We start from the raw sequence: 22,660 nt of genomic DNA, 5'->3' as shown, positions 1-22,660 counted from the left end.
GGCGTATAGACGTCTATACGTCTGTTGACATGATGGCGTCGGCGTCGATACAGTCCACTCCACTCATCGAGACCGGCGGAGGGACAGGCCCTTTGATGCCGGGGCAACCTGCAGGCGCAAGCCTGCGACGGTGCCAACTCCTGCGGGGTGCCCTCGGGCGCCACCGGTAGATGGGATGCCGCTTACGGGCGCCGATGGCGCGTCGCAACGGCAACTCACTCGGCTCTCCGCAGGTGCGATGTCACAGGAGAGTCCCGAATGTCCGCCCAGCTCGCCCACCTCCCCACCACTGCGTCGGCCCAACCCCAGGCCGTTGCCGCGTCACCGGTCCGTCCGTGTGCGCTCACCCGCCAGCGCAGCACGCGCCGCATCACGCTGGAGCCCAAGTACGGCGGCGGCGCGCAGGGTGTCGAGGTCAGCTACCTCTGGTGTGGCGCGCCGGATGCGCCGACCGTGGTGGTGCAGGGTGGCATTTCCGCCGGCCGCGACGTGGTGGCGCCGGAAGGCGAAGCTGCCGGCTGGTGGCAGGCGCTGGTCGGCGACGGCCGGGCGATCGACCTGAATCGCTACCGCGTGCTCTCGATCGACTGGCTGAGCCCGGCCGAGCTCGGCTCCACCGCCGTGTCCAGCGAAGACCAGGCCAATGCGATCAGTGCGCTGGTCGACGCCCTCGGTATCGGCCGCATCGCCGCCTTCGTCGGCTCGTCCTATGGCGCGATGGTCGGCCTGGCGTTCGCCCGGCGGCACCCGTGGCAGCTCGACCAGCTGGTGCTGCTGGCCGGCGCGCACCGCGCCCACCCGATGGCCACCGCCCTGCGCAGCGTGCAGCGCGGCATCGTGCGGCTGGGCCAGTCCAGCGGCCAGCTCGACGAGGCACTTGGCCTGGCGCGCCAGCTGGCGATGACCACCTACCGCGGCAGCGAGGAGTTCGCCCGCCGCTTCGCCGGCTCCCCCGAACTGCGCGAGGACCGCTTCCACTTCCCGGTGGAGGATTACCTCGACCAGGCCGGCCGCCGCTTCGTCGAGCGTTTCGACGCCGAGCGCTTCCTGGCCCTGTCCGAGTCGATCGACCTGCACGACGTGCCGCCGGAGCAGGTGCCCACCCCGACCACGCTGATCGGCTTCCCCTCCGACCGGCTGGTGCCGCTGGCCGACCTGTGCGAGCTGCAGCGCCGGCTCGCCGGGCTGGCCACGCTGGAGGTGGTCGAGTCGCCGTACGGCCACGATGGCTTCCTCAAGGAAACCGACCGCCTCGCTCCGCTGCTCCGCCAGGCACTGCCCTGAATCGACGTTGTGGGAGCGACTTCAGTCGCGACCGCTTTGCCCCGATCTCGCCGAAGGGGAAGAGCGTCGCGACTGAAGTCGCTCCCACAGAAGCGCGGCCATCCCCGTTCGACATCTGATGTACCGGAGAAACCCATGACCACCTCGGCCCCCAGCACCCGCGCCGTCCGCGCCGGCATCGAGTCGGACACCCAGCACGGCGCCATCGTGCCGCCGCTGCACCTGTCGACCAACTACAGCTTTACCGGCCTGGGCGGCAAGCGCGCCTATGACTACTCGCGCAGCGGCAATCCCACCCGCGACCTGCTCGGCGAGGCGCTAGCCGACCTGGAGCAGGGCGCCGGAGCGGTGATCACCGCCAGCGGCATGTCCGCGGTGGCGCTGGCGCTGGAGCTGGTGCCGGCCGGCGCCACCGTGCTGGCCGCGCACGACTGCTACGGCGGTACCTGGCGCCTGCTCGACGCATGGGCGAAGAAGGGCCGCTTCCGCGTGGTGTTCGCCGACCTCACCGATCCGGCCGCGCTGGCCGCCGGCCTGGCGCACCGGCCGGCGCTGGTGTGGGTGGAAACTCCGTCGAATCCGCTGCTGCGGATCACCGATGTGCGCCACGTGGCGCATGCCGCGCATACCGTCGGCGCGCTGGTGGTGGTGGACAACACCTTCCTCTCGCCGGCGCTGCAGCAGCCGCTGACGCTGGGTGCGGACCTGGTGGTGCACTCGACCACCAAGTACATCAACGGCCACAGCGACGTGGTCGGCGGCGCCGTGGTTGCGCGCACGCCCGAGCTGGCCGAACAGATCAAGTGGTGGGGCAACTGCAACGGTCTCACCGGCGGCGCCTTCGACAGCTACCTGACCCTGCGCGGCCTGCGCACGCTCGGCGTGCGCCTGCGCCAGCACGAGGAGAATGCCGCCCGCATCGCCGAGCACCTGGCCAGCCACGGTGCCGTGCGCAAGGTCTACTACCCGGGCCTGGCCGAACATCCGGGGCATGCGCTGGCCGCCCGCCAGCAGCAGGGCTTCGGCGCCATGCTCAGCTTCGAGCTGCATGGCGAGGTGGAGGAGATCGCCGCCTTCGTCGACGGTCTGGAATATTTCTCGCTGGCCGAATCGCTCGGTGGCGTGGAGAGCCTGATCGCCCACCCCGCCTCGATGACCCATGCGGCGATGGCGCCGGAGGCGCGCCGCAACGCCGGCATCGCGGACACCCTGCTGCGTCTGTCTGTCGGCATCGAGGACGGCGACGACCTGCTGCGCGATCTCGACGCCGCGCTGCGCCGCGCCGCCGCCGTCGGTGCCTCGAAACACAAGGTGCGCGCATGAGCGCGGTGGTGGCGGACAAACCGGGCGCGGCGACGCGTCCGCTCAAGGCCCCGGCGGAGGCCCCGGCGGTCGCCATCGTGCTGCTGGGCACGGGCGTGGTCGGCGGTGCCCTGCTCAAGCTGCTGTGCACGCCGGCCGCCGCGCGGATCCGGCTGGTGGGCGCGGCGAACTCGAAGCGCCAGCAGACCGATCCGGCAAAGCTCGCCAGCCGCCAGCTGCGCGAGCAGATCCGGGCCGAGGGCGATCCGCGCGACAACGCCGCGCTGCTCGCCGCGCTGGACGCCAGTGGCGTGGCGGTGAAGGTGATCGTCGACGCCACCGCCAACGCCTCGCTGGCCGCGCGCCACGCCGAATGGCTGGGGCGCGGTTATCACGTGGTGACCGCCAACAAGGCGTTGGCCGGCGGCGAGCTGACCGGCTGGCGCGCACTGCAGGCGGCCACCGCCTCGGGCGAGGCGCATTACGGCGACTCCGCCACGGTGGGTGCCGGCCTGCCGGTGCTGTCCACGCTGCGCCGCCTGCGCGGCTGCGGCGACGCCCTGCTGACGCTGGAGGGCGTGTTCTCCGGCTCGCTGTCGTACCTGTTCAACCAGTACGACGGCGGCGCGCCGTTCTCCACGCTGCTGGGCGAGGCGCGCCGGCTCGGCTACACCGAGCCCGATCCGCGTTCGGACCTCTCCGGCGAGGACGTGGCGCGCAAGCTGCTGATCCTCGCCCGGCACGCCGGCTTCGCGCTCAACACCGACGAGGTGGAGGTGGAGAGCCTGGTGCCCGAGGCGTTGCGTGGCCTGTCCACCGAGGCCTTTCTCGAGCGGCTGCCCGAACTGGATGCTCCGCTGGCCGCGCGCGTGGCCGAGGCGCGTGAGCGCGGCCATGTGCTGCGCTACCTGGCTCGCCTCAACCAGCGCGGCCACGCCCGCGTCGGCCTGGTGGAGGTGCCGCCGAACCATCCGGCCGCGCGCCTGTACGGCACCGACAACCAGTTCGCGCTCACCACCACCCGCTACAACACCCAGCCGCTGGTGATCCAGGGGCCGGGCGCGGGACCGGAGGTCACCGCCCAGGCCCTGCTCGGCGACGTGCTGGCGCTGGCCGGCGGCTGAGCGCGTCGCGGACGACTCAGGGGCGGGAGGCGTCGACCGCCGCCTGCCCCGGCGCCTGTGGACGCAGCAGAAGGCCGCCCGCCAGCGCCGCGACAGCGGCCGCAACGGCTCCGGCGAGGAACGCACGGTGGTAGCCACCATTGAGCGCGGCCAGCGTCGAGGCGCCGGTCCCGGTCAGGGTGTTCGTGGTGGCCGCTGCGAGACTGGCGAGTGCGGCCAGGCCCAGCGCACCGCCCATCATGAAGGCCGTATTGACCACGCCGGAGGCCAGTCCCGACTGGTCCGGCCCGACGTCGCCCATCGCCGCCAGCAACACCGGGTTGAAGGCGATCCCCGCGCCCAGGCCCAGCAGCAGCATCGCCGGCAGCACGTCGACGACGAAGTGCCCATCCAGCGGCGCGCGTGCGAACAGCGCCAGTCCTATGGCTGCCATCGCCAGACCGGCGGCGAGCGGCCGCCGGATACCGAAGCGCATCACCAGCCGCGCCGACAGCCCCACCGAGCAGGCCGCCATCACCAGGTTCGCGGGCAGAAAGGCCAACCCGACCCGGAACGGGCCGTAGCCCAGCACCTGCTGCATGTACAGCGCCGACAGGAAGAACCAGGCGAACATCGCCGCGCACCACAGCACGCCGATCAGGCTGGCCATGCTGAGGTTGCGGTGGCGGAACAGACCCAGTGGGATCAGCGGACTCGCGACGCGCGACTCGATGACCAGGAACATCGCCAGCAGGCCCAGTGCCGCGGCCAGCACCCCGAGCGTGGCCGGCGAGGTCCAGCCGGCCTCGTTGCCGTGGACGATGGCGTAGATCGCCAGGGTCAGCGCCAGCGTCACGCTGGTCGCGCCGGCCACGTCCAGCCGGCCTTCGAACGGCTTGCGCGTCCCGGGCACCAGCCGCAGGGTGGCCAGTGCCACGGCGATGCCGATCGGCAGGTTCACCAGGAAGATCCAGTGCCAGCTCAGCGTGCTGGTCAGCAGGCCGCCCAACAGCACGCCGATGCTGCCGCCGCCGGCGCAGACGAAACCGTAGATGCCCATCGCCCGGGCGCGGTCGGCCGGGCCGGTGAACAGGTCCATGATCAGCGACAGCGCCACCGCCGACACCACCGCACCGCCCAGGCCCTGCGCGGCGCGTGCCACTACCAGCAGCAGCTGCGAATTCGCCAGGCCGCACGCCAGCGAGGCCAGCGCGAAAGCGGCCAGGCCGATCAGGAACACCCGGCGGTGCCCGAGCAGATCGCCCAGCCGGCCAGCCAGCAGCAGGAAGCCGCCGTAGGTGAGCATGTAGGCGTTCACCACCCAGGCCAGCGTCGCCTCGGAGAAGCCCAGGTCGGCCTTGATCGAGGGCAGCGCGACGTTAATGATCGTGGTGTCCAGCACGATCATCAGCACGCCTGCGCAGAGCACGTAGAACGCCAGCCAGTCGTGCCGGGCGGGTGCGGCAGCGGTCATCGGGAAGCTCCTCGGGTCGCGGTCGTTCGGGCGGCTCACGGTTCCTGGATCGCCTCGACCTGGATGCGCAGTGTCACGCCCATGTGGAAGCCATAGTCCTTGCCGGCGCTCATGCCGTAGGCATCGCGCTGGAACGTGGCAAGGGCGTCGGCGCCGCATACCTCGCGCTTGAGCAGCGGGTGCGGCATGCACTTGAAGCTGCGGATCGCCAGGGTGAGCGGATGGCTGACCCCGTGCAGGGTCAGCGTGCCGTCCACGCGCGTGGGCGCGCCGTCGCGGAAGGCAGCCAGGTGGCCGGTGTAGTGCGCCTCGGGCCACTTGTCGGCATCGAACAGCTGCGGCCCCTGTGCGACCTCGTTGAGCTTGTCCTGGCCGAAGTCGACGCTGCGCATGTCGACGACGACGTCGACCGTGCCGGTGTGCTTCGCGCGGTCCATCGACACCGTGCCCCGGCTGTGGTTGAACTTGCCGCGCCAGGTCGACAGGCCGCCGAGGTGATCGGCTTCGAAGCTCGGGTAGGTGTGGTCCGGATCGATGCGGTAGGTCACCGCCGTGGCCGTGGCCTGGGCGGCGACGGACAAGGCGAGCGTGGCAAGCAGCACGGCATGGGACGGGCGAAGCGGCATGGAGGGACTCCGGAGGGCGGGTTCGCCGGAACGACGGGCGGCGGGTCGCCGTCTCGACATGCTGCCAAAAAAACGCGCGGCCGGAGCCGCGCGTCTGGATGGAGCCTTGCCGCTGCGATCAGCGGTGGCCGGTCATCTTCTCCACTTCGTCCTCGTCCGGCGGGATCTGCAGATCGTCCGGATGCGCGTGGGCCTCGCTGCGCTCGGCGACGATCGACGGCGTGCGCCAGCCCGACTTCACGCCCCACAGGAAGAACACCAGGCCGATCACCGCCACCAACGCCAGGTCCCAGCCGTAGGGGATGTAGTCCATGCCGCCGAACTTGGCGCTGCCGAACTTCGACACCACCGCCAGCGTGATGAGGTAGGCCACCAGCCACCACGCGCCCTTCAGGTGCGAGGCGAAATCCATCCAGCCGTGCTTGGCCTGGTAGTAGAAGTACACCGGCAGCGCCACGACCATCAGCAGGATGATCTCGCCGGTCAGCGGCCACTTGGCCCAGTACAGCAGCTCGGCCGACATGATGAAGGCGATCGCGGCGATGATCGGCAGCCCGGCCAGCCGGAACGGACGGTGCAGCTCCGGCGCGGTGCGGCGCAGGGTCATCACGCTGACCGGGCCGGTCAGGTAGGAAATGATCGTCGCCACCGAGATCACCGCGGCCAGCGAATCCCAGCCGCGGAAGAAGAACAGGAACAGGAACGACACCACCAGGTTCAGCCACATCGCCGGGCGCGGCACGCCGGACTTCGGATCGATCCGGCCGAAGATCGCCGGCAGCGTGCCGTTGCGCTCCATGCCGTAGATCATGCGGGCGGTGGTGGCGGTGTAGGTCATGCCGGTGCCGCTGGGGCTGACGAAGGCGTCGGCGTACAGCAGGATCGCCAGCCAGTTCAGGTTGACCAGCACCGCCAGCTCGGCGAACGGCGAGCTGAAGTTGATGCCCTTCCAGCCGGCCTTGGCCAGCAGGTCCGGCGGCACGGCGCCGAGGTAGGCGATCTGCAGCAGCACGTAGACCACGGTGGCCAGCGCGATCGCGCCGATGATCGCGAACGGGATGCTGCGGCCCGGGTTGCGGGCCTCGCCGGCCAGGTTCACCGGGCTCTGGAAGCCGTTGAAGCTGAACACGATGCCGGCCGTGGCCACCGCGGTGAGGATCGCCGCGAAGTCGTTCGCGTGGCTGCCGCCGGCCGCACCCACCGAGAGGTTCTCGCCGTGGAAGCCGCTGGCGATCAGCGCGATGCCGGTGGCCGCCGGGATCACCAGCTTGACGATGGTGATCAGGCTGTTGGAGCGGGCGAACAGCTTCACGCTCCAGTAGTTCAGCATGAAGTACACGATTACCAGCACCGCGGCGATGCCTAAGCCCAGGTGGCTCAGCTCGCCGTGCTTGCCCGGCATCGCGTGGTAGAGATCCTGCGCCCACTGCCACTTCCAGCCGGCCATGTACTGCACCGAGGCTTCGGCCTCGACCGGGATCACCGAGACGATCGCGATCCAGTTCGCCCAGGCGGCGATGAAGCCGACCAGCGAGCCGTGCGAGTAGTGGCCGTAGCGCACCATGCCGCCGGACTCGGGGAACATCGCGCCCAGCTCGGCGTAGGTCAGCGCGATCGACAGGATGATCACCGCGCCCAGCACCCAGGCCCAGATCGCGCCCGGACCGGCCAGCTTGGCGGCGTTCCAGGCACCGAACAGCCAGCCGGAACCGATGATCGATCCCAGGCCGGTGAACATCAGGGCGAAGGGTCCGACGTCGCGCCGGATCGAGTTCTGGTTTGCCATCGAGAAATCCCCACGCGGCGCGGTCCGCCACGGTTCAAAACGGCGATAGTGGCAAAGTGGACCGGGGCTGTCACGTCGCGGCACGGGGTGTTTCCGCAGGTAGCTTCGGTCCGGCTGGGGCAAGATGGGCACCTTGCCCGGGACGATAGCCAGATGTACGACGAAGTCCGCACCCACACCGCCACGCGCCTGACAGGCAGTCGCCTGCTGCGCTGGCTCGCGGGCTGCATCGGGCTGTTCGCTGTCGGCGTGCTGGCGGCGGCCGAGGTTCCGGCCGCCACGCCGGCACCGGCCGACCGGGCGATCGAGCTGCAGCAGTTCACCCCGGAGCAGGGGTTGGGCAGCCTGGCCGCCAACGTGCTGTTGCGCGACCGGCAGGGGGTGCTCTGGGTCGGCACCGAGCGCGGCCTGTACCGCTTCGATGGCATCGGCTTCCAGCCCGTGCACACCTCGGTCAACCCGCTCGACCTGGCGGTGAACGATCTTTACCTCTCCCCGGCGGGGCGACTGTGGGTCGGCACTCGCCGGCATCTCTACGTCTGGGGTGGCAGCGACCTGCACCGCATCGCCGACCTGCCGGTGGACGACCTGCAGCGCATCGCCGGCGATGGCGGCGAGGGCGTCTACGTGCGCCACCAGCGCCAGCTCTGGCACGTGACGGCCGACGGCCGGGTGCAGAAGGTGTCCTGGCCGCAGGCTCTCACGGCAGGGGCTCTCACCGATGGCCCGCTGTTGTGGCTGGACGGCAGCCTTTGGACCAGCTGCGGACCGGCGCTGTGCCAGCGCACCGGCAGTGCCACCCGGGTGTGGGGAACGGCCGACGGCGTACCTGCCGACGACTGGCTCACCCTGCATGTCTCACCCGAGGGCGAGCTGTGGGCGGGCGGCAATGCCCACCTGCTGTTCCGGCGGGCGGGCGACAGCCGGTTCGCCGCGGTGGCTGCGCCGCACCCGCTCGATGCGCTCGACCTTGACGCCGAGGGGCGCGTGCTGGCGGCCAGCGCCGGCGCGATATGGCGCTGGAACGGCAGCACCTGGATGCCCTTTTCCGACGATCGCACCCTGCAGCATGCCCATCTGCGCGACCTGCTGGCCGATCCGGCCGGCGCGGTCTGGCTGGCCAGTGGCGGCCGTGGCGTATTGCGCTGGCGCGGCTACGGCCAGTTCCAGAACTGGACCGCCGCGCAGGGGCTGGACAGCGCGCCGACCTGGGCGATCGCCCGCGACGCCGACGGCTGGCTGTGGTTCGGCAACCAGCGCCATGGCAACCGCCTGGCGCCGGGTGCCGCCGAGCTGACGGCCTGGCCGGCCGCGCTGCAGCGGCCGGGCTGGACCGATGCGATGGCGATCGTCCCGCGCGGCCGCCAGCTGTGGATCGTGTTCAACCACGGCGTGCTGGTGCGCTACGACCTGGACAGCGGCAAGGCCCTGCAGGTGGCGACCGACCTCGGCTGGGCCAAGTTCGCGCTGGCCGACGCGCAGGGGCGGTTGTGGATCGGTACCCACGGCATGCTGTGGCGGGTGGATGCCCCGGATGCGGCGAGGCCCACGGCGCAGGCGCTGCTCACCGGCTTGCCGTCGGATACCAGTTTCCTGGGGGCCGCCACGGACGCGCAGGGTCGCGTCTGGATCGCCACCACCCACGGCCTGCTGCGCTTCGCGGGCGGGCGCTTCACCCTGGTCGACCTGGGTTCGCACCAGCCGTCCGGGGGCTTCGCCGACGTCGCCGTCACGCCGGACGGGGCGCTGTGGCTGGCGCCGGTGAAGGGCGGTCTGCTGCGCGGCAAGGTGGCGGCGGCCGACCGCATGGACGTGCGCGATGCCGGCGATCCCTTGCTGGGCGACACCGCACTGTATTCACTCGATGTCGATCCGGTCGGCCGGCTCTGGGCGTTCCACGATGCAGGCGTGGATGTGTACGCGGGCGATCGCTGGCGGCGGCTGGATCACAGCGACGGCCTGGTCTGGAACGACCTGGCCACCGGCGCCTTCCATGCCGACAGCGACGGCTCGATCTGGCTGGGCACGGCCGGCGGCGTCTCGCATGTGCTGCATCCCGGGCGCTTCGCGGATACGAAGCTCTCGCCGACGGTGTTGCTCGATGCCCGCTACGGCGATGCGTCGATCCGCGCCGGCGTCGATGCCTCGCTGCCATGGAGCCGGGGCGTGCTGGTGGTGAGCCTGGCCCAGCCGGGCGTCACCCACCCCGGCGAGCAGCAGTGGCAATACCGGCTCGACCCGGTCGGCGCGCCGGCGCACTGGGAAACCTCCACCACGCCGTGGATGCGCTATCCCGCGCTGGCTCCGGGCAATTACAGCTTCCAGGCGCGCGTGTACGACCCGGCGATGCGCGCCTACGCGCCAGCGGTCGGCTTCGGCCTCGACGTGCGGCCGCCGTGGTGGCAGACCACGCTGGCCCGCCTCGGCTACGCCGTGCTGGCGGTGCTCGTGCTGTGGGCGGGTTGGCGTTGGCGTCATGCCCGCCTGCTGCGTCATCAGGCCGAGCTGGAGGCGATGGTGCGCGAGCGGACCGTGGCGCTGGAGCAGGACAAACGCGCCCTGGAGATCGCACATCAGGCGCTGCAGTACGAGGCCAGCCACGACGCCCTCACCGGCCTGCTCAACCGCGGTGCGGCGATCGAGGCGCTGGTGCGCATGTCCGGTGAGGATGGACCGCCGCGGCGACGCATCGCGGTCGCCTTGATCGACCTGGACCACTTCAAGCGCATCAACGACACCTGGGGCCACCTCGCCGGGGACGCGGTACTGGTGCAGTGTGCCGATCGCCTGCGCGCGCTGGCTCCAACGACCGCTGCCCTGGGCCGCTACGGCGGCGAGGAACTGCTGGTGGTCTGGCCCGGACTGTCTGGCGAGATGGACCTGGCCGGCCTGTTCGCTCCGTTGATGGAGGCGCCTTACCGGTTCCGCGACATCGACATGCACGTGACCTGTTCGGTCGGCATCACCTGGGTTCGTGCCGGCGACGACGTCAACGCCATCCTGCACCGCGCGGACACGGCGCTGTACGAAGCGAAGGAGCGTGGCCGCGCGCGGGTGGTGCGGGCGGACTGAAGCGTCCGGCCCGGCCCTCGATCACGTTCACCGCGAGGCCGCCGCGCGAGGTCGCGGGTCGAGCGGGATGCGTTGAAGCGCATGCCGCGGGTTTCGAGGGTGAGCCGTGAACCGGCGAACGGGGAAATGGGAGCGCAATCTCGCGCTCAGCACTCGATCACGTTCACCGCGAGACCGCCGCGCGAGGTCGAGAAGCCCGCGGGATGCGTTGAAGCGCATGCCGCGGGTTTCGAGGGTGAGCCGTGAACCGGCGAACGGTGAAGTGGCTACGCAGGCTCGCGCTCAGCACTCGATCACGTTCACCGCGAGACCGCCGCGCGAGGTCGAGAAGTCCGCGGGATGCGTTGAAGCGCATGCCGCGGATTTCGAGGGTGAGCCGTGAACCGGCGAACGGGGAAATGGGAGCGCAATCTCGCGCTCAGCACTCGATCACGTTCACCGCGAGACCGCCGCGCGAGGTTTCCTTGTACTTGTCCTTCATGTCGCGCCCCGTGGCGCGCATGGTGGCGATGACCTTGTCCAGCGACACGCGGTGCTTGCCGTCGCTCTTCAAAGCCATGCGGCTGGCGTTGATCGCCTTCACCGAACCCATCGCGTTGCGTTCGATGCACGGGATCTGCACCAGCCCCCCGATCGGGTCGCAGGTCAGGCCGAGGTTGTGTTCCATGCCGATCTCGGCGGCGTTCTCCACCTGGTGGATGCTGCCGCCCAGCGCCGCGGTGAGGCCGCCGGCGGCCATCGAGCAGGCCACGCCCACCTCGCCCTGGCAGCCGACCTCGGCGCCGGAGATCGAGGCGTTCTCCTTGTAGAGGATGCCGATCGCCGCCGCGGTGAGCAGGAACTCGACCACGCCGTTCTCGTCCGACTTCGGGCAGAAGCGGTGGTAGTAGTGCAGCACCGCCGGCACGATGCCGGCCGCGCCGTTGGTCGGCGCGGTGACCACGCGGCCGCCGGCGGCGTTCTCCTCGTTCACCGCCAGCGCGTACAGGTTCACCCAGTCCAGGATGGTCAGCGGGTCCTTCAGCGAGGCTTCCGGCTGGCGGCGCAGATCCTCGGCCATCGCTGGCGCGCGCCGTCCCACCTTCAGCCCGCCGGGCAGCACGCCGGGCGAGCGCAGGCCGCGGGTCACGCAGTCCTGCATCGCCTGCCAGATGGTCAGCAGGCCGGTGCGGGTCTCCGCCTCCGGTCGCCACACGCTCTCGTTGGCCAGCATCAGCTGCGCGATGGACAGGCCGTGCTGCTCGCACAGCTGCAGCAGCTGGTCGCCGCTGGCGAACGGGTAGGGTTGCTCGGTGGTGTCGGCGACGATGCGGTCTTCGGCCGCCTCGTCGTGGTTCACCACGAAGCCGCCGCCGACCGAGTAGTAGTCGCGCGTGGCCAGCTCGTTGCCCTGCTCGTCGTAGGCGGAGAAGCGCATGCCGTTGGTGTGGAACGGCAGCTTCTGGCGCTTGTTGAAGACCAGGTCGGCCTTCTCGTCGAACACGATCTCGTGCCGGCCGAGCAGGCGGATGCGGTGCGTCTTGCGGATGCGCGCCAGCGTATCGGGAATCGCGTCCGGGTCCACCGTGTCCGGGTGTGCGCCTTCCAGGCCCAGCAGCACGGCCTTGTCGGTGCCGTGGCCGCGGCCGGTCATCGCCAGCGAGCCGAACAGTTCGGCGCGCACGCGCGCCACGCGGTCGATCACGCCCTTTTCCTCCAGCCAGCGCTCGCAGAAGCGCGCCGCCGCGCGCATCGGGCCCACGGTGTGCGAGGACGAGGGACCGATACCGATCTTGAAGAGGTCGAAAACGCTGACGGCCATGAATACTCTGCGGAAGAGTGGGGAAGGACCGCTATTCTAGGCGCTCCTGCCGGACCGGCGTCTGTACGCCCGCGTGTGTTGATGAGCCACCTGATCCTCTACCAGCGCGACTACTGCCACCTGTGCGACATGGCGCTGGCGGTGATGGCCGAGGCGCGCGCACCGGATTTCGACAGTGCCTGGGTGGACGACAGTCCGGCACTGGAAGCGCGCTACGGCACCCGCCTGCCGGTGCTGCGCGATACCCGCGACGGGCGCGAGCTGGACTGGCCGTTCGATGCGGCGGCAGTGCGGCGGTTCCTCGGTTTGCCGGCGCCGTAGCGGCTGACGTCGGCCGCGCGCGTCGTTGTCGCCGCGACCGGGTGGCTCCCTTCGTTCAGGCTGCCTCGACACCCATCCAACACGCTGACGTTCAGACTCGGGCTTTCGTCGAGCGGATCATCGATCCCATGAAACAGCCACGCCGTCTGGCCTGGATCGTCTTCGTCGTCGCGTTGTTGCTGATCATCGCCGTGGGTTTCTTCCGCGCGGCCATGCATGACGAGGCACGTCCGGCATCCGGGCCGGCTCCGGCCGCGTCGATCGCCCGTTAAGTTCGCTGCCGACGATCCGGTATCAGCTCTCCGCGCCGATCGGATCCACCGCCGCGCCGTGCGCCAGCACGCAGGTGACCACGCCGGTGACCAGCAGCACGAAGGCCAGCGCCTCCAGCGTGGTCGGCAGGCGGTGCTCCCAGGCGAAGCCGTAGATCAGCGCGAACAGGGTCTCGAACAGGATCATCTGGCCGACCAGGGTGAGCGGCAACAGCCGGCTCATGCGGTTCCACAGGGCGTTGCCGGTGATCGATGCGAGCAGCGCCAGAGCTGCCGATATGCCGCCGAAGCGCAGCCAGTCGACGGAGGCATGGCGCGCCGTGTCGCCGAGCAGGGCGAACGGCACCAGGGCGAGTGCCAGCGCGCCGGTCACCACGCCGGTGAGCAGGCTCCAGTCGTGTGCGGAAATATCGTGCAGGCGCGCCAGCCAGCGGCTGTTGGACACCGCATACCAGGTCCACGCGGCCAGCGCGCCGGTGGCACACAGCAGACCGAGCAGGGCGCGGGTTCCGCTCGCATAGCCGCTCGGCAGCAGCGCTTGCCAGCCGATGCAGACTGCGCCGGCGATGCACAGGGCGATCGAGGGCAGCAGGCGGCGCAGCGGCACCGCGCCGTGGTCCCGGCTGCCGATCACGGTGACCGTCACCGGCAGGAAGCCGACCACCAGCGAGGTGATGGCGATGCCACCGAGCTGCACCGCGCTGGACAGCAGCACGAAATACACCACGTTGCCGACCAGCCCCAGCCCCGCCAGTCCCAGCCATTCGCGTCGCCCGAGCGCGCCAGTGGCCACCCGCCAGCGCGGTGCCAGCAGCGCCAGCGCGAGTGCGCCGTAGGCGGTGTAGCGCCCGGTGGTCAGCTCCAACGGCGTGAAGCCATGCAGCAGGGCGGGGGCGAGAAACACCAGTCCCCAGATCGCGCCCGCGGCCATGCCGTAGCCGATGCCGGCGGCGGTGCGCGACGAGGTGGAAGGCGAAGGCAGGTTCATGTCGGCCAGCGTGGCGCAGTGTCTGCGCCCGGTCTTGTTCAGGGCTCGCCCCGGCTTTGCCGGGACGCCTGCGCCTGCCGCCGGTAGGCCGCGGGCGGCAGGCCGACGGCCCGCCCGAACGCGCGGGTGAACGCGCTCTGGTCGGCATAGCCGCAGGCCAGTGCGATCTCCGCCAGCGGCAGCGACGTGTCTGCCAGCCACCGCTGCGCCCGCTCGATCCGGCGGTCGGTCAGCCAGGCCTGCGGGGTGGTGTCGAGTTCCTCGCGGAACACCGCGTGCAGCCGACTCGCGCTCAGTCCCACGCGGGCAGCCATGTCGGCAGCGGTCCAGTCGCGTTCCGGATGCGCTTGCAGGGTCGCCAGCAGGCCGGCCAGACGTGAGGCCGGTCCCGGCGCGTTGCGCTCGACCGCATCCAGCAGCAACGGCAGCCACCCTGCGGCGCGTTGCGGCAGGCCGTCGTCGCCGAGGCTGGCCGCCATGTACTGGATCAGGTGCGCGGCGGCCGGCCCGACCGGCAGGAAGCGCCGCGCGGCCAGCCGTTCGAGCGTCTGCTCGCCCAGCGACCGGGCATCCACGTCGACCACCAGGAACCGGTTCGCGATGCCGCTGGACTGCGCGTGCCTCGCCGTCGGCGCGACGAACGCCGCCCGCGTCCGGTCCAGCCACGCGCCGCGGCCTTCCACGTCCACCTCCATCGAGCCGCCCAGCGGCAGCACCAGCTGCGCGAACGCGTGTGCGTCGGCGGCTCCGTCCCGGCCGTAGCTGCGGATATCGAGCGAGAGGGGCGAGGCCGGATGCATGGTGGGGGCGACGGCGAACGGGGACGGCAAAGCATAGCCCGCCGCATACGTCACCGTGCGCCAGGGGCTGGGCATATCGGGCCTGGCCGGTGGCGCGGCCGGGGGGTACCAACGGGACGCCCGTTGACCCTGCCCGGGGCGCCTGCCTAGGCTGCATCGTTCGCTTCGCGCGATCCACACGGGGAACCACTCATGCGCGCACTTCGTCTTTGCCTTCCCGCCCTGCTGCTGGCGTCCACGGCGGTGGCCGCCGCCGACACGGCCATTCACGGCTTTCCGCCCGCGCTGCCGGCCGCCGATCTGGTGCTGCGCGACGCCACCATCGCCACCCTCGATCCGCTGCAGCCCGACGCGCAGGCGCTGGCGGTGCGCGACGGCCGCATCGCCGCGGTGGGCAGCGACGCCGCCATCGCCCACTACATCGGTCCGCGCACCCGGGTGCTGGACCTGCACGGCGCCTTCGTCACCCCGGGCTTCATCGAAGGCCACGGTCACCTGCTCGGCACCGGCACCGTGCTGACCGAACTCGACCTGGGCAAGGCGCCGGACTGGGACGGCATCGTGGCGATGGTGAAGGCCGCCGTGGCCAAGGCGAAGCCGGGGCAGTGGATCGTCGGGTCGGGCTGGCAGCAGAGCAAGTGGACGCATGCGCCGCAGCCGAACATCGACGGCCTGCCGCTGCGCGCCAGTCTGGACGCGGTGTCGCCGGACAACCCGGTACTGCTGGAGCACGTCAGCGGCCACGCCGTGTTCGCCAATGCCGCGGCGCTGAAGCTGGCCGGTATCGGCCACGACACGCCAGACCCGGCTGGCGGCACCATCGTGCGTGACAGGCAGGGCAACGCCATCGGCATGTTGCGCGATACCGCCGATGCACCGGTGTATGCGGCGTATCAACACCACGTCGACTCGCTGCCACCGGCGGTGCAGGCCGAGCGGCGCGAACATGCGCTGAAGCTCGCGATGCAGAACGAGGTCAGCAAGGGCATCACCAGCTTCGTCGACATGGGCGAGGATTTCGCCACGGTGGACTGGCTCAAGCAGCAGGCGGCCAAGGGCATTCCGCTGCGTCTGTACGTGAACATTGCCGAAGAGCCGGTGTCGGCGCTCGACGCGAAGCTGGCGAGCTACCGCAGCATTGATGACGCCGACGGTCACTTCACCGTGCGCGGCATCGGCGAGATCCTCTCCGACGGCGCACTGGGCACGCACAGCGCGTGGTTCCTCAAGCCCTACAACGACGCCCCCGGCATCGCCGGCAAGAACGTCGTCTCGATGGCGGAGATCCGGCAGATCGCCGAGATCGCCGCGCGCGACGGCTTCCAGCTCTCCGTGCACGCCATCGGCGACCGCGCCAATCGCGAGGTGCTGGATACCTTCCAGGACATCTTCACGAAGGATCCGTCGGCGCACGCGCTGCGCTGGCGCATCGAGCATGCGCAGCATCTGGATCCGGCCGACATCCCGCGCTTCGCCCAGCTGGGCGTGATCGCCTCGATGCAGTCGATCCACGCCTGTTCCGATGCGCCGTTCGTGGTGCAGCACCTGGGCGAGCAGCGGGCCCGTGAAGGCGCCTACGTGTGGCACACGCTGATCGACAGCGGCGCCATCGTGCTGGACGGCAGCGACACCCCGGTGGAGGACACCAACCCGATCGCCGGCTTCTACTGCGCCGTGACCCGCCGCGAAGGCAACGGCACCGCGTTCTTCCCCGCCCAGGCGAAGACGCGCCTCGAAGCCCTGCGCTCCTACACCTGGAACAACGCCTACGCCATCTTCGAAGACCACCAGCTGGGCTCGCTCAGCCCCGGCAAGCGCGCCGACCTGGCGGTGTTCTCCGGCAATCTGCTGACCATGCCGGCCGACCAGATCCTGCGCACCCGCGTGCTCTACACCGTCGTCGGCGGCCAGGTGGTCTATCAGCGCCCCGGCGCGCAGGCATGGAAACACGGCGAGCTGTTCGCGCCGATGCCGGAGTTCGATCACGTGAACTGATCAGGAGCAGGGCGGTGGTGCCGTCGGTTAGCCGCCGCACCTGCGTGGATGACCTGCGCGGGTGCGCGGCGCGGGCCCATCTACTAGATCTATAGTTGACAAAGCTGGCGCCCGGTCTAGTATCTACTACAACTCTAGTAGATGAGGGCGGGTGGACGTCATGAAGATCTCTCTCACCGACCGCGAGGCCGACGTGATGCAGGCGCTGTGGGATCGCGGCGCATCGACGGTGGCCGAGGTGCGCGAGCATCTCGCCGATCCGCTGGCCTACACCACCGTGCTGACCGTGCTGCGCACGCTGGAGGCCAAGGGCTACGTAGGCCACGAGGAAGCCGGCCGCGGCCATCGCTTCTTCGCCACCGTGAAGCAGCAGGCGGCGCGCAAGAACGCGGTGCAGCACCTCACCCAGAAACTGTTCAAGGGCTCCACCGAGCTGCTGTTCTCGCACCTGGTCTCCGAGCAGAAGCTCAGCGCCGACCAGCTCACCCGCATGCGCCAGCTGCTGGCCGAGCACGCGGACAAGGAGAAGCCGGAATGATCGCCTGGATGATCTACGCCACGCTGGTGGCACTGGCGCTGGGCGCGGCCGCGTTCACCGCCGAACGCGCGGCACGGGTGCGCCGCAGGGCCACGCGCTGGGTCTGGCTCATCGCGATGCTCGGCTCGCTGGCGCTGCCGGCGCTGATCTCCTCGGTGACGCTGCGCCTGCCCGGCATGCTGCAGTCCGGCGCCATGCCGCCGCCGGTCGTGCTGCGTGATGTCACCTCCATTCCGATGCCGGCCCTGCTGATGCCGCTGGATGGCTCACAGCCTTATGGCGCACCCGATCCCGTAGCGATGTGGCTGCGGACCGGTTGGCTCGTCCTCTCGGTGCTGGCGCTGTGTGCGCTGCTGGTCGGTGCGGCGCTGCTGCAACGGCGCAAGCGAGGTTGGCGCGAAGCCACGATGTGCGGCGAACACGTGCTGGTGGCGGCAGATGCCGGCCCCGCCGTGGCCGGCCTGTGGCAGCCGCGCATCGTGGTGCCGGCGTGGCTGCTGCAGGCGTCGGAGCAACAGCAGCGCGACGTGCTGGCCCACGAGCGTTCGCACCTCGAAGCCGGCGATCCGCGTCTCATTGCGCTGGCCGTGACGCTGCTCGCGCTGATGCCCTGGAATCCGCTGCTGTGGTGGCAGTTCCACCGGCTGCGCCGCGCGATCGAAGTGGACTGCGATGCCCGCGTGCTGCGCGGCGGCCGCGACCCCGTCGCGTACTGCGAAACGCTGCTGCACGTGGGGCAGTGCCAGTCCTCCCGCATCGGCCTGGTGCCGGCGATGTCCGAATCCGGCTCCTTCCTGGAACAGAGGATCAAGCTCATGTTGACCAGGCGAAACAAATGGGCCGGCGTATCGGCGCTGGTGCTGGTGTGTGCCTCGTTGGGCATGACCGTGTTCGCGGCGCAGGTGACGCCGCCGGGCGGCGCAGCACCGGAGGTGAAGGACGCGGTCACGCTGCCGCCCACCGTGCTGGATCGCTACGTCGGCTTCTACAAGATCGGCGCGATCTCCAGGGTCGCGGTCACCCGCTCCGGCAACGGCCTGGTCATCGCGATCAGTGCGCAGATGGCGGCACCCAGGCCGTTCTATGCGGTGCCGCTGGGCGCCGACCGCTTCGCGGTCCAGGGAAAGCCCGCGATCGCGCATTTCGTCATGGATGCCAGCGGGCACGCCCAGCGCATGGTTCTCGAGATGCATGGCGAAACCGTGCTGGACACGCAGCGCATCGACGCCACCGAGGCCGGGCGGATCGACGCCGCATTGGCCAAACGTATCCGCGACGAGCAGCCATACCCGGGTAGTTTGAAGGCGCTGCAGCTCCTGCTGCGCGATCCCGTCGACGGCGCCGGCATGAGCAAGGACCTGGCGAAGATCCGTCAGAAGCAGCGCACCTCGCGCGAACAGTACCTCGCCGAACTCGGCCCGGTGCTCTCGTACACCTTCACCGGCGTCAACCAGTACGGCGACGACGTGTACTCGGTGAAGCACGCCCACGGTACGGAAACCATCGCCCTGGTGGTCGACCCCGACGGCACGCTGGCGAGAGCGTTCCGCCACCGCTGATCCACCGCGCTCAACGGTTGCAAGCCGGGCGCTCCCCACGCCCGGCCTCGACCGACCTCCACCCGTTCATGCACCTCCGCGGCCGTCCCCCGACGACCGCCAGGGCATCGCTTTGCCCGGCCACTCCCCCACAGCAGGAGCCATGCCATGGAAAACCGCACCGTTCTGCATCGTGCCATCGCCGCCACGGCCACCAGCCTGGTCGCCTCCGCCGCCTTCGCCTCACCCGCCTCGCCGGGCCATCGGACCGACGAGGCCTGGCTACGCCAGACCCTCGCCGTGCGCGAAGCCGCACTGACTCGCGCCTACAACACCTGCAACCTGCACGCGCTGCGCGCCAGCGTGTTCGCCGGTACCCGCATTGCGACGCCCGACGGCCGCCGCGTCGACCCGCTCACCGAGGCGCGCAACCGCATCTGCGGACGCCTGCGTCGGGAGGTGGTGCCCGGCAGTCTGTCGGTGCGTGCGGTGGGCGACGACAGCGCGCTGGTCAGCGGGGTGCAGCGCTTCTGCGCCATCGACGGCCGCCCCTGCACCGTGCCGGGTGGGCGGTTCGTCCAGCTGTGGACGCTGGACCACGGGCAGTGGCGGATGGGGTGGATGAAACGCTCCGGCGGCGTGCCGCCCGCATCGGAGGCATCAACCGCCGCGCCTGCCCCTGGCCCGGAAGCGGCGCCCAGGAGCGCACCCTGACGCCTGCCTTGGCGAAGCATTCATCGAAGTCGAGGGATCTAGCCGGCGACCGCAGGAGCCTTGCCAACGAACAGCATGCTTGCCGGTGACCAGTAGATCACCGTCAACAACCACATGTGGACAAAGCCAGTCAGGCCACCGACGAACAGACTCAATGGCCCGAACACGGCCTCGCCGCGTAGTGGGGCAGCAAGTAATGCCAGCAACAATGCGACAGCCAGGAGGTGCCGCCCCCAGGTCCTGAGCATGAATGTGCCCACGATGCCAAGCGTCAGCAGGGCAAGCTGAGCCAGCGCGACGATCTCCAGCAGCCACACTGGAACGAGCAAACCCTGATAGTTCCAGGTGCTGGCACGGTGTGCGACGGAGCCGAGGTAGCCGTGTCGTTCAGCCCATATCGACAGCATGGTCGCTGCGCAAAGCATGCCGAGCGCTACGCAGGTCGTGCGGATCTGGGTGCGTGTGACCGTGAGCATGGAGATCCCATCCTTGAAGGTGATGCTTCGACGATAACGCCGAGCATCGGAGGCAGGAAAAAGCGGCCCAGAGCGCACGTGCTCATGACCGGGAAAAGTGCGAAGTCGACTCTGGACCCATTTGGGGTCGCTGCGCAGCATTCGAGTCGCGCGACAGGACGGGCTGCTGCCGGATCAGTCCTTGACCATCGCCTGGAACAGGTAGTGGTGCGAGCCGCCCTTGAATCCCTCCACGGCCACGCCACCCTGCGGCCGCCATCCCTCGCGCATGGCGCGGTTGACCTGTTCGGCCAGGTCCCTGGCGGCCTGCTCCACATCGGTCCCGAGGAATTTCGTCGCGTTGACCCGCAAGATCTGATACTGCATGCCTCATCCCTTCTGCCAATGCGTGTGCACTCACGCCACGGGTTCCGGTGGCGTGCTGTTCAGTCTAGCCGCATGGCATAACGCCGTTTGCCGAGTGGTCTGCTTGCGCGATGGCGTGCCGATACTCGTCCGGAGTGGATCCGATCGGGGCGACCGTCAGGTCGGACTGCGCCCTGGGGCCCTCCGTCCGATCGCGAGCGACCGTCCGAGGTCGAATCAGCGGCCTTCGTCCTGTTGGACGGGCGAGCTCTTGACGAAGCGACGCTCGTCGATGACGTACCCGACCGCCTGGTAGAACGCATGCGCCGCCGGCCGATGGTCACTACTGGTCACCTCGATACGTCTTGCCCCGGCACTCCATGCCCATGATTCGACTGCCGTCACCAGCATGCGGCCGAGGCCGGCTCCCTGCGCGGCCTTGCTGACGGCAAGCGCGGTGATGCGGACGAGGTAACCGCTGACGTGGAAGAGCGGCAGGCGGTGCGCGCTGGCCACGCCCATAACTCGGCCGTGGGCATCTTCGGCGACGAATACCTTGTCGTTGGCAGCGGTGGAGAAATCCCGCAAACGTTCGACCACCAGCTCCTCAGCTGTGTCGTATCCCAGTTCTGCCAGGCACGAAGCGATAGCCGCTGCGTCGTCAGGAACTGCTATCCGTACATGCATCGGCTTCTCCGGAAGCGGCGCCAGATTCACCTTGCGGGTCAGATAAGTGGGCCTGAACCCGTTTGCGTGAGTGGAAGTGCGCCGTGCGCAGCATGCTAGAGAACGTGGATGTCATCGATACGCGCCTCGTAGCGCCCTTCCGAAGATGCGACAAGCGTTAGTTCGAGCGACAGATCCGACTCCCCCTCCTGCGCGGTGAACAGGGGCGCAACCACCGACCAGGCGACCGGTTCCGCTGCTTGAATGCGAACGTAGTCAATCTCTTCAAGCCAGCCCAGCGGCGGCCGCACGAGCGTACGACCGTAATTCGCCACCGCTAGCTTCATGTCCCGAGCGCCGATGCGCGATGACGGTGCCGCTGCGATCACACCCTCGAAGTCGCCTTGCACCAATGCATCGATAATGCTCGACACCACTTCGTTCCGGGCCGTGAGATCAGCTGACTCGTCTTCCATGGGATTGGAACTCGCTGAGGTTGAACTATCTAGCGGCATCGACTGCGGCGAGGCAACAATGCCGTCACCGCCAATACAACTAGCGCCTTTGGCGCTCGGGCTACAGACTTGAGTCCGGAAAAAGGATTTCGCCAGGGTCGTCGCTGGCGTGGAAAAAGCCGACGCCATGCTTGATCGCCAGCTCCCGCATCTTCGAGTGAGCCTTGTCCGCCACGGACCAGGCGAATGCGGAATAAATGACGTGCCGCCCGATGCAATGGTCGGTTACCTCGGATCCGCAAGCCGCAGGGTCGGACAGCGGCCCATTCATGGGCGGAAAGAACGCGGCCATCTCGGCAAACCAACGTTGAAGGGCGGGAGACGTGACAGCAGGGTCGGCATAGCTGTGACCCTCGGACCATTCTGTCTGCTGCTCGTACCAATCCATAAAGGCGGCGCGACTTCTGGGCGCCGCAGCAGCGTCGAACACCATCAGATCAAAGCTCATTGAAGTCCCACTCGGGTATCTGATCTTGGAACGCCAGCAGGCTGGCTTGGATTCAGCGATTTCGCGCTGTCACTCGATTCTGGCTGCATTCTGTGCGGTGACTTGCAGCTAAGTGTGCAAGGTTCTCCTGCTCAGACGGAGAGGTATCTCCCGCAGGATACAAAAAGCGGTGGACACCACAAGACTGCAAATCGCCCCAATCAACAGTTCCGAGAATGGCCCCAGTGCCTCGGGCGCACCGGTCGCACTGTTGAGCCAGAACCACGCCAGTGCGCCCAGGGTTGAGGTGCCTGTGCAGAGACGGATGGCGTCGAGTGCGCGGAAACGACTGAGTACTCCCATGATGGGGAGGCAGATCAGCAACATCCCCAGATAGCCATAGACGAGTGCGCCGATGGCCACGAAGGGCAGTTTGACCAGCTGGTCCACGCCGTTTGCGTAGATGTTCATGACCACTGCGGTCAGCGGAATAGCCACCAGAGGTGTAACAAGGGGGGCGTAAAGCGCGGCCTGAAATACCGAGGTTCGTGCTGGCGGATCCGTCTGCATGCTGATGGTGCCACCCTCGGCGAGCCTTCTTGGCCCCGGCTATTTGC

The 22,660-nt window shown here is 69.3% G+C and carries 22 protein-coding genes and 1 riboswitch; of the genes, 10 read left to right on the top strand and 12 right to left on the bottom strand.

All coding sequences use genetic code 11. The features are described 5' to 3' along the window. Positions 1–60 precede the first annotated feature (60 nt). Positions 61–177, top strand: a riboswitch (SAM riboswitch). An 81-nt stretch (positions 178–258) separates the two neighbouring features. The 3 genes from metX to C693_RS0120185 all read left to right on the top strand — a co-directional run bounded on the left by metX (position 259) and on the right by C693_RS0120185 (position 3,710). Continuing rightward, the gene (gene metX, locus C693_RS0120195) at positions 259–1,284 is read left to right on the top strand and encodes a homoserine O-succinyltransferase MetX (RefSeq protein ID WP_017464100.1); all 1,026 of its coding nucleotides are present in this window, start codon (positions 259–261) and stop codon (positions 1,282–1,284) included. A gap of 135 nt (positions 1,285–1,419) precedes the next feature. Beyond that, complete coding sequence (gene metB / locus C693_RS0120190) at positions 1,420–2,607, top strand: cystathionine gamma-synthase (RefSeq protein WP_017464099.1); 1,188 nt, start codon at positions 1,420–1,422, stop codon at positions 2,605–2,607. Then, the gene (locus C693_RS0120185) at positions 2,604–3,710 is read left to right on the top strand and encodes a homoserine dehydrogenase (protein WP_017464098.1); all 1,107 of its coding nucleotides are present in this window, start codon (positions 2,604–2,606) and stop codon (positions 3,708–3,710) included. The genes metB and C693_RS0120185 overlap by 4 nt, the downstream gene beginning before the upstream one ends. 16 nt (positions 3,711–3,726) lie before the next feature. Here C693_RS0120185 and C693_RS0120180 read toward each other — a convergent pair whose 3' ends face one another. From C693_RS0120180 to C693_RS0120170, 3 genes are all read right to left on the bottom strand, one after another. Further along, a complete protein-coding gene (locus tag C693_RS0120180; RefSeq protein ID WP_017464097.1) occupies positions 3,727–5,163 on the bottom strand; it encodes a DHA2 family efflux MFS transporter permease subunit in 1,437 nt (478 codons plus the stop codon). A 35-nt stretch (positions 5,164–5,198) separates the two neighbouring features. Further along, complete coding sequence (locus C693_RS0120175; protein WP_017464096.1) at positions 5,199–5,789, bottom strand: YceI family protein; 591 nt, start codon at positions 5,787–5,789, stop codon at positions 5,199–5,201. A gap of 118 nt (positions 5,790–5,907) precedes the next feature. After that, the gene (locus C693_RS0120170) at positions 5,908–7,575 is read right to left on the bottom strand and encodes an APC family permease (RefSeq protein WP_017464095.1); all 1,668 of its coding nucleotides are present in this window, start codon (positions 7,573–7,575) and stop codon (positions 5,908–5,910) included. 153 nt (positions 7,576–7,728) lie between these two features. Here C693_RS0120170 and C693_RS0120165 point away from each other — a divergent pair, with 153 nt between their 5' ends. Further along, positions 7,729–10,647, top strand: a complete 2,919-nt coding sequence (locus C693_RS0120165; RefSeq protein WP_017464094.1) for a ligand-binding sensor domain-containing diguanylate cyclase — start codon at positions 7,729–7,731, stop codon at positions 10,645–10,647. Positions 10,648–11,065: 418 nt separating this feature from the next. Here C693_RS0120165 and C693_RS0120160 read toward each other — a convergent pair whose 3' ends face one another. Next, a complete protein-coding gene (locus C693_RS0120160; RefSeq protein WP_017464093.1) occupies positions 11,066–12,448 on the bottom strand; it encodes an L-serine ammonia-lyase in 1,383 nt (460 codons plus the stop codon). A gap of 81 nt (positions 12,449–12,529) precedes the next feature. Between C693_RS0120160 and C693_RS0120155 the strand changes: the two genes are divergently transcribed. Beyond that, complete coding sequence (locus C693_RS0120155) at positions 12,530–12,769, top strand: glutaredoxin family protein (RefSeq protein WP_017464092.1); 240 nt, start codon at positions 12,530–12,532, stop codon at positions 12,767–12,769. 128 nt (positions 12,770–12,897) lie between these two features. Beyond that, positions 12,898–13,041 carry a hypothetical protein gene (locus C693_RS23915; RefSeq protein WP_017464091.1) on the top strand — a complete coding sequence of 48 codons (144 nt, stop codon included), beginning with the start codon at positions 12,898–12,900 and terminating at the stop codon, positions 13,039–13,041. A 22-nt stretch (positions 13,042–13,063) separates the two neighbouring features. On the opposite strand, the gene C693_RS22320 is transcribed toward C693_RS23915, so the two are convergent. Continuing rightward, on the bottom strand, positions 13,064–14,029 hold the full coding sequence (locus C693_RS22320; RefSeq protein ID WP_017464090.1) for a DMT family transporter: 966 nt from the start codon (positions 14,027–14,029) through the stop codon (positions 13,064–13,066). A 38-nt stretch (positions 14,030–14,067) separates the two neighbouring features. After that, positions 14,068–14,904: a helix-turn-helix transcriptional regulator gene (locus C693_RS0120140; protein WP_017464089.1), complete on the bottom strand. Its 837-nt coding sequence runs from the start codon at positions 14,902–14,904 to the stop codon at positions 14,068–14,070. A 117-nt stretch (positions 14,905–15,021) separates the two neighbouring features. Between C693_RS0120140 and C693_RS0120135 the strand changes: the two genes are divergently transcribed. The 4 genes from C693_RS0120135 to C693_RS0120120 all read left to right on the top strand — a co-directional run bounded on the left by C693_RS0120135 (position 15,022) and on the right by C693_RS0120120 (position 19,614). Beyond that, positions 15,022–16,824: an amidohydrolase gene (locus tag C693_RS0120135; protein WP_017464088.1), complete on the top strand. Its 1,803-nt coding sequence runs from the start codon at positions 15,022–15,024 to the stop codon at positions 16,822–16,824. Between the two features lie 160 nt (positions 16,825–16,984). Then, complete coding sequence (locus C693_RS0120130) at positions 16,985–17,362, top strand: BlaI/MecI/CopY family transcriptional regulator (RefSeq protein WP_017464087.1); 378 nt, start codon at positions 16,985–16,987, stop codon at positions 17,360–17,362. Further along, the gene (locus tag C693_RS0120125) at positions 17,359–18,921 is read left to right on the top strand and encodes a M56 family metallopeptidase (protein WP_017464086.1); all 1,563 of its coding nucleotides are present in this window, start codon (positions 17,359–17,361) and stop codon (positions 18,919–18,921) included. Before C693_RS0120130 ends, C693_RS0120125 begins: the two co-directional genes overlap by 4 nt. 147 nt (positions 18,922–19,068) lie before the next feature. Beyond that, positions 19,069–19,614 (top strand): nuclear transport factor 2 family protein, encoded by a 546-nt coding sequence (locus C693_RS0120120; RefSeq protein WP_017464085.1) that lies wholly within the window; start codon positions 19,069–19,071, stop codon positions 19,612–19,614. A 38-nt stretch (positions 19,615–19,652) separates the two neighbouring features. Here the strand turns inward: C693_RS0120120 and C693_RS0120115 are convergent, their stop codons facing one another. The 6 genes from C693_RS0120115 to C693_RS0120090 all read right to left on the bottom strand — a co-directional run bounded on the left by C693_RS0120115 (position 19,653) and on the right by C693_RS0120090 (position 22,613). Continuing rightward, complete coding sequence (locus C693_RS0120115; RefSeq protein WP_017464084.1) at positions 19,653–20,090, bottom strand: hypothetical protein; 438 nt, start codon at positions 20,088–20,090, stop codon at positions 19,653–19,655. A gap of 174 nt (positions 20,091–20,264) precedes the next feature. Further along, complete coding sequence (locus C693_RS0120110; RefSeq protein WP_017464083.1) at positions 20,265–20,456, bottom strand: DUF1737 domain-containing protein; 192 nt, start codon at positions 20,454–20,456, stop codon at positions 20,265–20,267. Positions 20,457–20,672: 216 nt separating this feature from the next. After that, on the bottom strand, positions 20,673–21,152 hold the full coding sequence (locus C693_RS22315) for a GNAT family N-acetyltransferase (RefSeq protein ID WP_157798676.1): 480 nt from the start codon (positions 21,150–21,152) through the stop codon (positions 20,673–20,675). A gap of 65 nt (positions 21,153–21,217) precedes the next feature. After that, a complete protein-coding gene (locus C693_RS0120100; protein ID WP_017464081.1) occupies positions 21,218–21,577 on the bottom strand; it encodes a DUF7668 domain-containing protein in 360 nt (119 codons plus the stop codon). A 100-nt stretch (positions 21,578–21,677) separates the two neighbouring features. Further along, a complete protein-coding gene (locus tag C693_RS0120095) occupies positions 21,678–22,064 on the bottom strand; it encodes a hypothetical protein (protein WP_017464080.1) in 387 nt (128 codons plus the stop codon). Between the two features lie 108 nt (positions 22,065–22,172). Further along, the gene (locus tag C693_RS0120090; protein WP_157798675.1) at positions 22,173–22,613 is read right to left on the bottom strand and encodes a hypothetical protein; all 441 of its coding nucleotides are present in this window, start codon (positions 22,611–22,613) and stop codon (positions 22,173–22,175) included. Between the last annotated feature and the right edge of the window lie 47 nt (positions 22,614–22,660).

Origin of the sequence: Dyella ginsengisoli LA-4, assembly GCF_000334915.1 — a bacterium.
Lineage (GTDB): Bacteria > Pseudomonadota > Gammaproteobacteria > Xanthomonadales > Rhodanobacteraceae > Dyella_A > Dyella_A ginsengisoli_A.
Note: the sequence above shows the minus strand (reverse complement) of the source record. Positions and strands in the feature narration are given on the sequence as shown.

Coding starts and splice junctions, on each gene's coding strand:
- metX (WP_017464100.1), top strand. CDS start 259: ATGTCCGCCCAGCTCGCCCACCTCCCCACCACTGCGTCGGCCCAACCC.
- metB (WP_017464099.1), top strand. CDS start 1,420: ATGACCACCTCGGCCCCCAGCACCCGCGCCGTCCGCGCCGGCATCGAG.
- C693_RS0120185 (WP_017464098.1), top strand. CDS start 2,604: ATGAGCGCGGTGGTGGCGGACAAACCGGGCGCGGCGACGCGTCCGCTC.
- C693_RS0120180 (WP_017464097.1), bottom strand. CDS start 5,163: ATGACCGCTGCCGCACCCGCCCGGCACGACTGGCTGGCGTTCTACGTG.
- C693_RS0120175 (WP_017464096.1), bottom strand. CDS start 5,789: ATGCCGCTTCGCCCGTCCCATGCCGTGCTGCTTGCCACGCTCGCCTTG.
- C693_RS0120170 (WP_017464095.1), bottom strand. CDS start 7,575: ATGGCAAACCAGAACTCGATCCGGCGCGACGTCGGACCCTTCGCCCTG.
- C693_RS0120165 (WP_017464094.1), top strand. CDS start 7,729: ATGTACGACGAAGTCCGCACCCACACCGCCACGCGCCTGACAGGCAGT.
- C693_RS0120160 (WP_017464093.1), bottom strand. CDS start 12,448: ATGGCCGTCAGCGTTTTCGACCTCTTCAAGATCGGTATCGGTCCCTCG.
- C693_RS0120155 (WP_017464092.1), top strand. CDS start 12,530: ATGAGCCACCTGATCCTCTACCAGCGCGACTACTGCCACCTGTGCGAC.
- C693_RS23915 (WP_017464091.1), top strand. CDS start 12,898: ATGAAACAGCCACGCCGTCTGGCCTGGATCGTCTTCGTCGTCGCGTTG.
- C693_RS22320 (WP_017464090.1), bottom strand. CDS start 14,029: ATGAACCTGCCTTCGCCTTCCACCTCGTCGCGCACCGCCGCCGGCATC.
- C693_RS0120140 (WP_017464089.1), bottom strand. CDS start 14,904: ATGCCCAGCCCCTGGCGCACGGTGACGTATGCGGCGGGCTATGCTTTG.
- C693_RS0120135 (WP_017464088.1), top strand. CDS start 15,022: ATGCGCGCACTTCGTCTTTGCCTTCCCGCCCTGCTGCTGGCGTCCACG.
- C693_RS0120130 (WP_017464087.1), top strand. CDS start 16,985: ATGAAGATCTCTCTCACCGACCGCGAGGCCGACGTGATGCAGGCGCTG.
- C693_RS0120125 (WP_017464086.1), top strand. CDS start 17,359: ATGATCGCCTGGATGATCTACGCCACGCTGGTGGCACTGGCGCTGGGC.
- C693_RS0120120 (WP_017464085.1), top strand. CDS start 19,069: ATGGAAAACCGCACCGTTCTGCATCGTGCCATCGCCGCCACGGCCACC.
- C693_RS0120115 (WP_017464084.1), bottom strand. CDS start 20,090: ATGCTCACGGTCACACGCACCCAGATCCGCACGACCTGCGTAGCGCTC.
- C693_RS0120110 (WP_017464083.1), bottom strand. CDS start 20,456: ATGCAGTATCAGATCTTGCGGGTCAACGCGACGAAATTCCTCGGGACC.
- C693_RS0120100 (WP_017464081.1), bottom strand. CDS start 21,577: ATGGAAGACGAGTCAGCTGATCTCACGGCCCGGAACGAAGTGGTGTCG.
- C693_RS0120095 (WP_017464080.1), bottom strand. CDS start 22,064: ATGAGCTTTGATCTGATGGTGTTCGACGCTGCTGCGGCGCCCAGAAGT.
- C693_RS0120090 (WP_157798675.1), bottom strand. CDS start 22,613: ATGCAGACGGATCCGCCAGCACGAACCTCGGTATTTCAGGCCGCGCTT.